The organism is Solidesulfovibrio sp. DCME (assembly GCF_049995385.1).
Taxonomy (GTDB): Bacteria; Desulfobacterota; Desulfovibrionia; order Desulfovibrionales; family Desulfovibrionaceae; genus Solidesulfovibrio.
Genome location: NZ_CP188261.1, coordinates 2,683,128 through 2,695,570, shown reverse-complemented (window position 1 = coordinate 2,695,570; position 12,443 = coordinate 2,683,128). Strand labels below are relative to the sequence as shown.

General features: G+C 66.9%; 11 protein-coding genes. 5 read left to right on the top strand and 6 right to left on the bottom strand.

Going from position 1 to position 12,443, the window contains the following annotated elements; genetic code table 11:
- Window positions 1-25: 25 nt before the first annotated feature.
- Window positions 26-1,153 carry a glutamine-hydrolyzing carbamoyl-phosphate synthase small subunit gene (gene carA / locus ACP59X_RS11705; RefSeq protein ID WP_428569765.1) on the top strand — a complete coding sequence of 376 codons (1,128 nt, stop codon included), beginning with the start codon at window positions 26-28 and terminating at the stop codon, window positions 1,151-1,153.
- A 27-nt stretch (window positions 1,154-1,180) separates the two neighbouring features.
- The gene (locus ACP59X_RS11700) at window positions 1,181-2,005 is read left to right on the top strand and encodes a tetratricopeptide repeat protein (protein ID WP_428569762.1); all 825 of its coding nucleotides are present in this window, start codon (window positions 1,181-1,183) and stop codon (window positions 2,003-2,005) included.
- On the opposite strand, the gene ACP59X_RS11695 is transcribed toward ACP59X_RS11700, so the two are convergent.
- The gene (locus ACP59X_RS11695; RefSeq protein ID WP_428569759.1) at window positions 2,006-2,854 is read right to left on the bottom strand and encodes a L,D-transpeptidase family protein; all 849 of its coding nucleotides are present in this window, start codon (window positions 2,852-2,854) and stop codon (window positions 2,006-2,008) included.
- Window positions 2,855-3,133: 279 nt separating this feature from the next.
- Between ACP59X_RS11695 and ACP59X_RS11690 the strand changes: the two genes are divergently transcribed.
- Window positions 3,134-3,550 (top strand): bacteriohemerythrin, encoded by a 417-nt coding sequence (locus ACP59X_RS11690; protein WP_428569755.1) that lies wholly within the window; start codon window positions 3,134-3,136, stop codon window positions 3,548-3,550.
- Between the two features lie 14 nt (window positions 3,551-3,564).
- Here the strand turns inward: ACP59X_RS11690 and ACP59X_RS11685 are convergent, their stop codons facing one another.
- The 4 genes from ACP59X_RS11685 to ACP59X_RS11670 all read right to left on the bottom strand — a co-directional run bounded on the left by ACP59X_RS11685 (window position 3,565) and on the right by ACP59X_RS11670 (window position 7,202).
- The gene (locus tag ACP59X_RS11685) at window positions 3,565-4,776 is read right to left on the bottom strand and encodes a GAK system CofD-like protein (RefSeq protein ID WP_428569751.1); all 1,212 of its coding nucleotides are present in this window, start codon (window positions 4,774-4,776) and stop codon (window positions 3,565-3,567) included.
- 136 nt (window positions 4,777-4,912) lie between these two features.
- Window positions 4,913-5,995: an HprK-related kinase B gene (locus ACP59X_RS11680; RefSeq protein ID WP_428569748.1), complete on the bottom strand. Its 1,083-nt coding sequence runs from the start codon at window positions 5,993-5,995 to the stop codon at window positions 4,913-4,915.
- A gap of 36 nt (window positions 5,996-6,031) precedes the next feature.
- The gene (gene phoU / locus ACP59X_RS11675; protein WP_428569745.1) at window positions 6,032-6,697 is read right to left on the bottom strand and encodes a phosphate signaling complex protein PhoU; all 666 of its coding nucleotides are present in this window, start codon (window positions 6,695-6,697) and stop codon (window positions 6,032-6,034) included.
- Between the two features lie 307 nt (window positions 6,698-7,004).
- A complete protein-coding gene (locus tag ACP59X_RS11670; RefSeq protein WP_428569742.1) occupies window positions 7,005-7,202 on the bottom strand; it encodes a hypothetical protein in 198 nt (65 codons plus the stop codon).
- A gap of 203 nt (window positions 7,203-7,405) precedes the next feature.
- On the opposite strand from ACP59X_RS11670, the gene ACP59X_RS11665 reads away from it, so the two are divergent.
- Window positions 7,406-9,904 (top strand): glycosyltransferase, encoded by a 2,499-nt coding sequence (locus tag ACP59X_RS11665; RefSeq protein WP_428569739.1) that lies wholly within the window; start codon window positions 7,406-7,408, stop codon window positions 9,902-9,904.
- Window positions 9,905-10,224: 320 nt separating this feature from the next.
- On the opposite strand, the gene ACP59X_RS11660 is transcribed toward ACP59X_RS11665, so the two are convergent.
- Window positions 10,225-11,460 (bottom strand): radical SAM protein, encoded by a 1,236-nt coding sequence (locus tag ACP59X_RS11660; RefSeq protein WP_428569735.1) that lies wholly within the window; start codon window positions 11,458-11,460, stop codon window positions 10,225-10,227.
- A gap of 197 nt (window positions 11,461-11,657) precedes the next feature.
- Between ACP59X_RS11660 and ACP59X_RS11655 the strand changes: the two genes are divergently transcribed.
- Window positions 11,658-12,437: a ParA family protein gene (locus ACP59X_RS11655; RefSeq protein WP_428569730.1), complete on the top strand. Its 780-nt coding sequence runs from the start codon at window positions 11,658-11,660 to the stop codon at window positions 12,435-12,437.
- The last annotated feature ends 6 nt before the right edge of the window (window positions 12,438-12,443 follow it).

Below are 12,443 nucleotides of genomic sequence, written 5' to 3'. Positions count from 1 at the left end.
CGGCCAACGACCCGCGGAGACACGCATGAAAGCCATTCTGGCCCTTGAAGACGGGACCCTTTTCCACGGCCAAACCTTTACCGGCCAGGGCAGCGCCGGTGGCGAGGTCATTTTCAACACCGGCATGACCGGCTACCAGGAAGTGCTGACCGATCCGTCCTACACCGGGCAGATGGTGTGCATGACCTATCCCCACGTGGGCAACTACGGCATCAACCCCGACGACGTGGAATCGGCCGCCATCCGGGTGGCCGGCTTCATCGTCAAGGAATGCTGCAAGGCGCCCTCCAACTGGCGCTCCACCATGACCCTGCCGGACTACCTGACCAGCCAGGGTGTAACCGGCATCGAGGGCATCGACACCCGGGCGCTCACCCGCCACCTGCGCCTGCACGGGGCCATGCGCGGCTATATTTCCACCGACGTCTCCGACCCGCGCCGCATCGTCGAGGCGGCCAAGGGCCTGCCCACCATGGAAGGCCTGGGCCTGGCCGACAAGGTCTCCTGCGACGCTCCCTTCGTCTGGACCGGATCGGGCATCGCCCCGGCGGCCATCGTCGACGGCACCTACGCCTGGCCCGGGGACGGCCCGCGCCTGGTGGTCTTCGACATGGGCATCAAGTGGAACATCATGCGGCTGCTCACCGCCCAGGGCTTCGACATCCTGATGGTGCCCTACACGACCACGGCCGAGCAGGTGAAACGCCTGTCCCCGGACGCGGTCTTCCTCTCGCCCGGCCCCGGCGACCCGGCCGTGCTGACCGACCTGGTCCACACCACCGCCCTTCTGGCCAAGGACTATCCCCTGGCCGGCATCTGCCTGGGGCACCAGCTCCTGGGCCTGGCCCTGGGCGGGCGGACCTTCAAGCTCAAGTTCGGCCACCACGGCCTCAACCACCCGGTCAAGGACCTGGAGACGGGGCGCATCGAAATCTCCTCGCAAAACCACGGTTTTTGCGTGGACATCGAAAGCCTGTCCGACGTAGAGTTGACGCACGTGAACTTGAACGACGGGACCCTCGAGGGCTTCGCCCACAAGAAAAAACCACTGATCGCCATCCAGTACCACCCCGAGGCGGCTCCCGGGCCCCACGACAGCCGGTACTTCTTCACCCGTTTCCGCAACATCGTGCGCCGGGAGACGGGCAAATAACACCAGGCGCCGATCCGGCGGGGTGGCATGTCCGCTGAACTGACCAAGGCACGCGCCCAGATCAACAAGGTCGGGACGTATCTCAAGCAGGCCAAGCCCCTGCCTGCCGTCTCGGCCTTGTACGAGGCCATCGTCGCCGTCATGCGCACGCCGCTGATCAAGTCGGAGAAGGACGAGTTTTCCAAGCTCATCACCGACGCGGTGCTGCATTTAAACGGCGACCGCAACCTGCGAAAGATCTATCCGCTCATCCTCAACTACGCCCCGGGCGGGGAAAAGGATCTCGCCGACACCCTGGTCACGCTCCTTGGCGAATTGCAGGCCACGGCCGTGGAGGAAGCCAAGGACCTCATCGCCGACAAGGAACAGCGCATCGAGCGGGGCCTGGCCGAAGGCAGGCTGCTGATCGAGGAAAAGCGCTTCGACGAGGCCAGGGCGCTGCTGGAAAAACTGGCCCGGGAATTTCCCCGCGACGCCGACCTGCGTGCCCGCATCGCCGAGCTTTTCATCAGCGGCGAACTCTTCGAGGAAGCCTTCAAGTTCCTGGACGAGGCCATCGAGCTCTCGCCCGACCAGATCCGCCATTATAACCGCATCGGCATCGTCCTGCGCAAGCTCCAGAAGTACGAGATCGCGGAAAAATACTTCGTGCGGGCCGTGGAATACGCCAAGTCCGACCCCAACCTCTATTTCAACCTGGGCCGGGTCTACCTGGACTGGCAGCGCTGGGACAAGGCCGAGCGGGCCTCGCGGCTGGCCCTGCGCTTGGCGCCGACCTTCGTGGAAGCCCAAAAGCTCCTCAACTTCGCCCTCAAGAAACAGGGCAAGCAGCCCGAGCCCTCGCCCTCCTGATCACTCGCCGCCCTGCTCGACCACCGGCCCCACCGCGCCCACCAGTTCCGGCGCGCCCCAGGCCGGGGCCAGTCGGTTGAGCTCCGGGCGCGGCAACTGCACGATCACCGGTTTTTTCGCGGCGTCGATCCAGCTCAGGATGACCAGCATGGCCGGCTCGTTCATGGCCGTGCAGCCCACCGTGGGCGCACCGGGGCGGCGCCACAGATGCAGGAAGATGCACGAGCCGGCGCCCGGCTTGGTATCCGGGGCGTTGTGGTCGACCATGAGCCCGTAGCGGTAGAGCCCATCCGGACGCAGCATGCGGTCCGGGCTGTCGTAGTCCTTTGCGGCCTGCGGTTTTTCGTCCAGGATGCGGTTGTAGGAGGCCGAGCCGATGGTTTCCACGCAGACCGTTTCCCGGGTCACCTGGTGCACGGGCATCTTGGCCGGCGCCCAGAGGTTTTCCGGCTGGTAGGCGAAGATCGTGGAAAAGGTGAAGACGCCGGCCGGGGAACGGCCGTCTCCCTCGACCTTGACCGGCCCGCCGGCCGGGGGCTCGCCGTGCAGGCCCCGGCCCCAGGCCAGGCCGTTTTTTCCGATGGTCACGGCCACGTCGTCGCCGACCGGCCGCCAGGTCCCGTCGGGCGCCCGGTCGAAACGGCGCAGGCGGGCCTGGTTGGCGGAAAAGTTCTCGGTGACCACCAAAAGGAGCTGTTTGGCCCCGGCCAGTGGCGAGCCCGTCCGGGCCGAGGCGGCCGGTTGCCCGGCCGGGTCGGCCTGGGCCGTCCGTCTGGCGGCGGGCTGGCAGGCGCAAAGGCCGGCGACAAGGACGAGCAGCAGGGGCAACGGGTACGGGTATCGGCGCATGATCGGCTCCTGGGGCAACGGGTACGGGGAACGGCCCGTGTCGGGTTTCGGGGACCATACGCCAAGGCCCGTGTCCCTGACCAGGAATTCTTCACTTTTTCCCGTTGCGCGCGACTCCGCGACGAGGCCGGCAAAGAGTCCGGCCGCTGCTTGACATGCCCCGGTTTCATGGCAGTGTGAGGTGGTTATCGGGATTACGGGCAACGCGACGCGAGCCGCTTTGGGCACCGATCCCGCAAATGGCGTCGCCCCGTTTCGGCGGTGGCACGGGGAACAGCGATGATCAGTTGGGATGCCTGTCTCTCGGTCGGTGTCGCGGAGATCGACGCACAGCACCAGGCCATCATCGGCCTGATCAACGACCTCGAAGCCAAGCACGGGTGTGACGATCCGGCCGTGGTCACAGAGGCCCTGCGGTTTTTGCGCGACTACTTCAACCGGCATTTCGCGCTTGAGGAAAAACTCATGGCCGACATCGCCTTCCCCCATCGGGATCGCCATGCCGCAAACCACGAGACCTTCGTCAACCAGGTCATTTTTTTCGAGATCGAAAAGGAGTTCGGCCTTGTGACCCAGCAGATGGTCGACGAGCTGCTGGGCTTTCTCACGGAGTGGTTCGTGCGCCACATCGCCAGCGAAGACCGCGAGCTGGGCGCCTACCTGCGCGCCGGTCCGGCCGCCTGCTACGAACCCTGACGGCCGGGACGCCCTCAGGTCAGGGAAAGCAGCAGTTCGACCACCTTGCGGCTGTCGGCTTGGTTGGGGTTGTCGGCCCGGGCCAGGGGCAGGTCCAGGACCTCGGGGCCGAGGCGCTTGATGGCGGCGATGTCCAGGGGATTTTCGTAGAAACCGTTTTTGCTGTCCACCAGGACGAAGCGCAGCAGGTCCTCGCGCCGAAAAGGCTTGGCGCAGCCGGCGGCCAGGGTCTGTTGCAGGATGTCCACCTGCCTGGCCACGGTCAGGCCGCGCTGTTCCGGGTCATGGCCGAGATTGGGGATATAGACCTTGGGACAGGGGTTGGCGGCCACGGCGTCGCCCACGCCCTGGGGCAGCAGATTGGCTAAAAGGCTCGAATAGAAGCTGCCGTAAGGATAGCAGATGACATCGGCCCGGCGGATGAGGGCCACGGTCTTTTCGCGGATGCGCACGGTGGCCGGGGCCGGGTCGTCGAGGCTGGCCGTGAGCCACATCCGGGCAATGGGCGACTCGATGGGCTCGGCCTCCTTGCCGGTCATGTTGTGCTGGCCGATGAGCACCCGTCCGTTTTCCAGGGCGCAGGCCAGGTGCAGATCGGCGTTGACCACGGGGCGCACCACGCCCCGGGCCGCCACCAGCTTCATGAACAGGTAGATGACCGGGTCGAGCAGGCGGTTGTAGTTGAAATAGCCGCCGGTCAGGATGCAGTTGCCGATGCTGGCCCCGCGCAGGTCGAAGGAATCGGGCCGGCGCTGCTCGAAAAAGCGCAGATGGCTGCGGATGATCTTGCGCATGGGGTCGGGCACGCGGCGCACCAGGGCATCCTCGCCGGCGATCAGGCGTTCCAGGCGCTTTTTGAGTTCCTCCTGCGAGGCGTCCTTGGGCAGGCGGTAGGCGAACAGTTCGAACACGGCCGGATTGCCGGTGATGGAGCGATCGGCCAGGGCCATGATGCGGTTGCGCACATCGCCCACGGCCGGCATGGCGAAGGCCCGGCGCAGCACGGCCGAGGAGCCGCCGGAATCGAAGGGCGTGATCAGGTGGATGGAATTGGCGGTGTATTCGATGAGCGTTTCGCTCAAGTGCCGCAAGGCGGTGCCGCCGCTGAAAAAAAGGATCTTCGGCCCCAGTTCCGGGGACCGGCGGAAAAGCGCCACCCGGGACGGGTCCGGCAGGGTGACGGTGCGGGTGAGCGTCACGCGCGTGTTGGTGGTTCTTTCAGGCACGGCTATTCCTTCTGTCGGGGAAGCGGCGGCGTTTCAGGCCGAGCATACAATATAACGGCTGTTACATTATAAGAATATACAACCATAGTAGCATGTTATATGCAATTCCTGTCCGGCTTTCGAAAAAGGATCGGAATCAGGCCCCCGGGGCGGCGAGCAGCGCCAGGCAGCGGTCGGCGGCCCGGTGGAAATCCGTTCCCCCTTCCAGCAGCAGCACCGGGCAATCGGCCAGCAGGCGCAGGTAGTCCTCGGGCCTGGCCCGGCGCGGCCCCTGGGCGAAAAGAACGCTGACGTCCTTGGTTATCGCCGCGACCAGTTCGGGCCGCTCGGCCAAGCCGATCCGGCGTGCCGCCATGGCCCCGCCGCCGGGGCGCCAACACAGGAGCACCAAGGCCTGGCAGGGCACCCGCAACCGGAAGCGCCCCGGGCCGAAGCAGTCGCGGATGGGCACGTCGTATTTGCGCTCCAGCCGCCACAACTCCTCGTCGGCAAGCCCGGCGTAGACGGCCCGATCCGCCTCGGGCAAAAGCCCGGCCAGGCTGTCGTTAAAAAGCAGCGTGCCCGGATTGACCCGGGGCATGCGGGCCACCCCGGTCATGGCAAGGCCGCCGCCGGGCGCCTCCGACGGGCCGACGAGGAGGCGGTCGTTGGACACGAAGTCCGCCCCGCGCCGCACCAGTTCCAGGGCCAAGGTGGACTTGCCGGCCCCGGCCAGGCCGGCCACGGCCAGGCCCCTCTCGCCGACGGCCACGCCGGCGGCATGGAGCAGGCTGGCGCCGGCGGCCAGCTCCCGGTCGGCCGCCCGGGCGTTGACGTAGTTGATCACCTGGTCGACATGGCGGCGACAGGGGCCGAGCACGAAATGGCCGGCCGGCCCGAACACCAGCCACAGCCCGGTGCGGCGCTTGCGCACCACCCGCCCGTCGGCCAGGTCGACGAACTCCTCCTTGGCCACCTCGTCGGCGCCCTCCCAGACGGCAAAGGGCAGGGAAAACGGCACCGGACCCCGGTCGAGGAAAGCGATCGTGAGGTCCGGCGGATCGGCCTCGTCCGTGCCAAAATCCCGGTAATGCCCGGCCAGGGCGTCCATGAGGCCGGCGTCGCCGCCGCGAAGGGCGAGGCGCGTGCGCCCCAGGCGCAGTTTGAGGCAATGGCGGAGGGGCTTGCCGTCGCGGTAGGCGGCGACAAGGCTATGGCAGGTAGCCGGAGATGCCTGCATGCCGGGCTGTTCCTTCTGACCGGGCTGGCGCGCGGCCTAGCGCGGCTGGCATTGCTGGCTGAGCGTGGCGCCCTTGAGGATGAAGACCACGACTTCGGCGATGTTGGCGGCGTAGCCGGCCATGCGTTCGAAACACCGGGCGGCGAGAATGGCCCGCACCGCCGTTTCCGGCACGGCCGCCTCGTGGGTGAGGGCTTCGGTGATGCAGCGCATGGCCGAAACGGCCATTTCCCTGGCCCGTTCGTCCAGCCGGCAGACTTCCATGGCTTCCTCCAGACTGTCCCCGGCAAAGGCCTGGCTGGCGAGATGGAACATCTGGCCGGCATGGACGGCCAAGTCCTCCAGGGCCTTGTCGCATTCGCCGGGCAGCCCCGGGCCGGCCAGGGCCCCCTCGGCCACGCAGACGGCCTCGTCGGCCAGGCGTTCCAGGTTGATGCTCGCCCGTGCATAGCCGACAATGCAGCGCAGGTCGAGGGCCACGGGCTGTTCCAGGGCGAGCAGCCGCAGGCAGGCCTCGTCGATGTCGCAGGCCTGCTTGTTGATGAGCTTATCCGCGCCGATGATGCGCCGGGCGGTGTCGACGTCGTGGCGCAGATAGGCGGTCACGGCTTCCTGCCGGGCCGTTTCCGCCAGGCTGAAAAGCGTCACCACGGTTCCCTTGAGGGCCGCCAATTCGGCATGGAAGTGGGTTCTGGTTTCCATTCGCAGCTCCCGACACCCCGATACGGGGTTTTTTTTACAGCATAAGGATGATCGCCGCAGGCAGCCGGGTCGGCAAGCCCGCTTGCACCGCAACGGAGAGGCCGGCCGTGGCTCGTCCCCTCCGGCAGCTTCCTGAAAACGGAGCCAGGGGCAGGCCGTCGGTGGCCATGAAATCATTGGCCAATTTCCTTGACGATCCGGCCATGACCAGGTGGCGAACCGGTGACAAAGAGGCAAGGCCGCCCCACAGCCGCGCACGCCCAGGCGCACCGCCGTCCGCTCCCGACGGCTGTCCGGCGGGCGAGGATCAACCCGGCCGGCGTCTGCACAGCAATTCGAGCAGCAGTTCCGTGAGGGCCTCGCGATCGGCGGCGACCCGGGCCAGGCGGTCGAATTCCCGGACCAGTCCGCGCTCCCCCAGGGCGCGCAAAACTAGCCGCCCCTGCTTGCGCAGCCCGTCCAGGCCCTGATCGGCCTCCCGCAACGCCTCCCTTCCGGGTTCCATACCGCCTTTTTTGCGCCGTGGCGGTGGTCCGGGCAAGCGTCATTTGCGTGACAAAACCCCGCGGCGCGTCAACAAAACTGTGGGCAACCGCAATCCGACCGCCACGGCCGCGTGCGAGAAGGCGCCAACCCCGCCCGACGCCGACACCGCCACGGCTTTACGCCGGCCGGTCGTCCCGCCGGCCTTCCCTCCAAGGAGCAGCCATGAAGATCGACCTGCACGTGCATTCCAAATTTTCCACCCGGCCCTCCCAGTGGGTGCTCCAGAAGCTCAATTGTCCCGAGAGCTTCACCGAGCCCCTGCGCATCTACGAGGAGGCCCGGCGCAAGGGCATGGGGCTCGTGACCATAAGCGACCACAACCGCATCGAGGGCGCTCTGTCCATCGCCCACCTGCCCGGGACCTTCATCAGCGAGGAAGTGACCTCGTACTTCCCGGAGGATCGCTGCAAGGTCCACGTGCTGGTTTACGACATAAACGAGGCCATCCACCGCGAACTCCAGCGGCTGCGCGAAAACGTCTACGATCTGGTCGACTACCTGCGCCGGGAAAACCTCCACCACGCCGTGGCCCACCCGCTGTTCGGGGTCAACGACCGCATCACCGTGCCCAATTTCGAGAAGCTGCTGCTTTTATTTCGCAACTTCGAGATCAACGGCGCCCGCGACGCCTGGCAAAACGACTGCCTGCGCGAGATCATCCCCAGCCTGGGCGAGGAAACCATCTGGCGGCTGGCCGAAAAATACGGCATCGACCCGGGCTATACCCAGCCCTGGCGCAAGAACCTCATCGGCGGCTCCGACGACCACAGCGCCCTGACCATCGCCGCCACCTACACCCACGTGGACGGCGCCACCAACCTGGCCGAATTCCTCGACGGCCTGGAAAACGGGGCCGCCCGGGCCATGGGCGCCTCCTCCACCCCCCGCACCATGGCCCGCACCCTCTACAGCATCGCCTACCAGTACTACAAACACCGCTTCGGCATCGACCGCTTCCTGGACAAGGACGTCACCCTCAAGGTCATCGACCGCTTCCTGGAACCCGGCGAACAGGCAAACGTCGGCTTGGCCTTCAAACTGCGCACCCGAATCGTGCGCAGCCTCACCCGGCGCCGGCCCACGGCCAGCACGCCGCTCAAGGACCTCATCCGCACCGAGACCGAAACGCTCATCCGCTCCGACGCCACGCTCATGGAATTCGCCCAGGCCGGGGTCCTCAACGGCGAAAACCTGGAAAATGGCTGGTTCTCCTTCGTCAACCGGGCCACCAACCGGGTGGCCTCCCATTTCGCCCGCACGCTCCTCGACCACGTCAGCGGCGCCAACGTCTTCGACATTTTCGGCACCCTGGGCTCGGCCGGGGCGCTCTACACCATGCTCGCCCCCTACTTCCTGGCCTATTCCATCTTCACCAAGGACCGCCAGTTCAGCTTGGAGGTGCGCAAGGCCGTCACCGGCCAAAACGGCAAGGAAAACGACATCCGGGTGGCCCATTTCACCGACACCTTCCACGAAATCAACGGTGTCTCCGGCACCCTGCGCCAACAGGCCGAACTGGCCATCCGCACCGGCAAATACTTGAGCATCGTCACCTGCGACCACGGCCAGCGCGTCTTCGAACCGGGCGTGCAAAACTTCAAGCCCATCGGCGTCTACCACCTCGACGAATACCCCGACCAGAAGCTCTTCTACCCGCCGCTTCTGGAAATGCTCCACCACGTCTACGCCGGCGGCTTCACCCGCATCCATTCGGCCACCCCCGGCCCCATCGGCCTGGCCGCCCTGTGCATCGCCAAGACCCTGCGCCTGCCCATCTACGGCACCTACCACACCGCCCTGCCCCAATACGCCCAGATCCTGACCGGCGACGAGGCCATGGAAGACCTGACCTGGAAATTCATCATCTGGTACTACAACCAGATGGACCTCGTTTACATCCCGTCCAAGGAAACCGGCCGGGAACTCGAGGAAAAAGGCCTCGACCCGGCCAAGCTGCGGCTTTTTCCGCGCGGCGTGGACGTCGTCCGCTTCCACCCGGCCAAACGCTCCGACGAACTGGCCCGGCGCTTCGCCATGGCCGACGGCCCGCGCCTGCTCTACGCCGGACGGGTGTCCCGGGAAAAGGACCTGCACCTGCTGGCCGTGGCCTTCCGCAAGCTCATCGCCAGCCGGCCCGAAGCCACGCTCACCGTCGTCGGCGACGGCCCCTACCTCGACGAATTGCGCGAGCTGCTCGCCGGCACACCCACCACCTTCACCGGCTACCGCGAAGGCGAGGAACTCGCCGCCCTGTTCGCCACAAGCGATCTTTTCGTCTTCCCCAGCGCCACCGACACCTTCGGCAACGTGGTCCTGGAAGCGCAAGCCTCGGGCCTGCCCATCATCGTCACCGACCAGGGCGGCCCCATGGAAAACATCCTGCCCGGCGAAACCGGGCTGGTCATGCCGGCCGGCGACGCCGAGGCGCTGCACCAGGCCATGGAAACGCTCCTGGCCGACCCCGGCCGCATGCGGGCCATGGGCAAGGCCGGCCGGGCCTACGCCGAGGCCCGCACCATCGAACAGGCCTTCGAAGACTATTGGGCCATGTACGGCGACACCCCGGCAACCGCCCAGGCGGCGACGGATGGCGACGCGCACGGGAACGCCTTGCGGGAAAAGGAAAAGGAGAAGCCGCAGCGACTGGTGTATGCGGCGTAGCGCGGCGTCGGTTTCAGGCAGAAGAATGCCTCCGGCGGGCAGGGCGCTGCCCTGCACCCGCCGGGGGGCATGATGCCCCCCGGACCCCCTCGACGGGGCGGGTGCAGGCGTGGTCGGGAATGGTGAGCGGCGGGGCGTCGGTCGTTGTGGTCGCGGAAATGGGCCTGCCGACACTGGCCGCAAGGCCTGCCAGCACGGCAGGCCCATTTCCGCGACCACGGGCGCCAGCGGCGAAGCGCCGCATGTGAAGAAACACTGGAGTGGCCCGGACGACGCCTGTAACCGCCGCACCACAAGCGCAATAGCCTTTCAAAAAGCTTTCAAAACAAAAAATTCCACCCCTCGATGTCGAGCCGCGCCATATCCGGGGCGCGGCGGCCGTCGAACTGGCCGCAAGCGGCGAAGTAGCGCAGGTCGTTGAGCCAAAGCCCCAGTTGCTGCCTGTCGGCGCGGGCCAGGCGCAGCCAGCCGGCCGGCCCGGCGGCCAGGTCGCCGAACGGCCCGAGCAGTTCGCTGGGGTCGCGGAAGCATTCCCAGTCACAGGCCCGGCAATGGGGTTGGCTGTGGAAGTCGTTTTCCGCCAGTTGCCAGAAGGGCCCCAGCCGTTCCTCGGCCCGGTAGCCGCAGGGGAAGCTGTCGCCTTGGCGGTTGACGTAGAAGAAGCTGACACCGCCGAGACAGGGGCGGCCTTGGTGCGACGGCCGGGAGTATTGGCCGATGAGGGCGTGGATGGCGCTAAGGGGGGTGAAGATGCGCAGCTTGCCACGATGGCGCGGCACGACATCGCGCACGGCCCGGAACAGTTCGAGCTTCTCGGCGTCGGAAAAGGTCACCCGGGCATCGGCGCTGGTCGCGGCGTAGGTGGCCTTGGCGCCCTTTTCCCGATCCGCGTCGCTCATGGGGTAGCAGCAGTTGGCCATGGTGAAGCCGAGCCGCGCCGCCTGGGTAAAAAACCGGCTCAGGTCGCGGCAGGCGGCGTCGTGGAAGTCCCGGCCGTGGCCGGCCAGGGGCTCGGGGCCGCCCATGTGGCGATTGAGGGCCAGGTTGGCCGTGGGATAGAGGCCGTGGGCGTGCAGGATGGGCAAGGCGCGGGAGAGGCCTTCCACCATGCCGGCATGCCCGCGGTTGGCTTCGTGGGTGGCCGCATCGGCGGAATCAAGGCTGACCCAGAAGTTGCGCACGGGCGTTGCGGCCAAGTTTTCGGCCAGCCGCGTGACCTTGTCGGTAAAATCCGGGGCCGTTGGATGGGCGAACATGAAGCCGTTGGTGCCGGTGCGCAGGTAGCGGATGCCGGCTTTTCCGGCATGGCGCAGCAGATCGAACAGGAGCGGGCCTGTCAGGAACGGCTCGCCGCCGGTGAAGGACAAGGCCTCCACGCCAAGGGCGGCGCAGCGGTCGATGACGCGACGGGCCGTGTCGGCGTCCATGTCGCCGCGCGCGCCGCCGGCGGTCACGTTCATGCCGCATTGGGCGCAGCGCGCGTTGCAGCGGTCGGTCAGTTGCATGACCACCTGACGTGGTCGTCCCCGTCGTCGCAAGATGCGCAGTATGGGCATGGTATTCCTTATTGCGGGCAGGCTGGGCTTGCGCACCGAATCGGCGCAAACCCATGTGTTGCGACGGCTTAGCCTCCAGGTGTCCGCATGTTGTGCCGAACGCATGACGATACGGAGACGCCCGTCCTGCGGCGAATACGGGCAACTTCCCGAAATGTCGTCGTAAAGTTGTAACACAAGCCGGGCATGGTCGGGAGATGGATGCCCATGTGTCGGGCACGGCGCGCATCGCCTGCCTCAATCACAAGGGCGGCGTCGGCAAGACGACGTGCGCCGTGAACCTGGCCGCCGGCCTGGCCGGGGCAGGTTTTCGCGTGCTGGCCGTGGATGTCGACCCGCAAGCCCATCTGACCGCTTCGTTTGGGCTGCACGTGCCGCCGGGGCGCGACCTGGCCGCTGTGCTCGGCGGCGCGCTGCCCGCCGGGGAAGCGTGCATCGCCCTGGGGAAGCTGTCGGTCCTGCCGGCCTCGTCCGCCCTGGCCGAAGCGGAAATGGCCCTTTCCCGGCAGGACGCGCCGGTGACGTTGCTGCGGGAACAGTTGGAGGGCTGCGCCGGCTTTGACGTCGTCCTGTACGACTGCCCGCCCCATCTCGGCCCGCTGACCCGCCAGGCCCTGGGCGCGGCCCGGGGCGTTTTCGTGCCCATGACCCCGGATTTTCTGGCCCTGCAAAGCCTGGCCTGGCTCATGGAGACCCTGGGCGCCGACAACGGCGGCCCCGGGGTACGCGGCATCGTGCTCAACCGCTTTTCGCAGCGCAAACGCCTGCACCGGGAAGTGCAAAGCGCCGTGGCCGGGCATTTTCCGGGCATTCCCTTTGCGACCTGCATTCGTGAAAACGTCGCCCTGGCCGAGGCGCCAAGCCATGGCCAGGACATTTTCCGCTACGCGCCGGCAAGCGCCGGAGCCAAGGATTTCGCCGCCCTGTGCCGTGAGGCGGCCAAACGCCTCGACCTGGCCGGCCGCGCGCGCTCGTGAGGAACA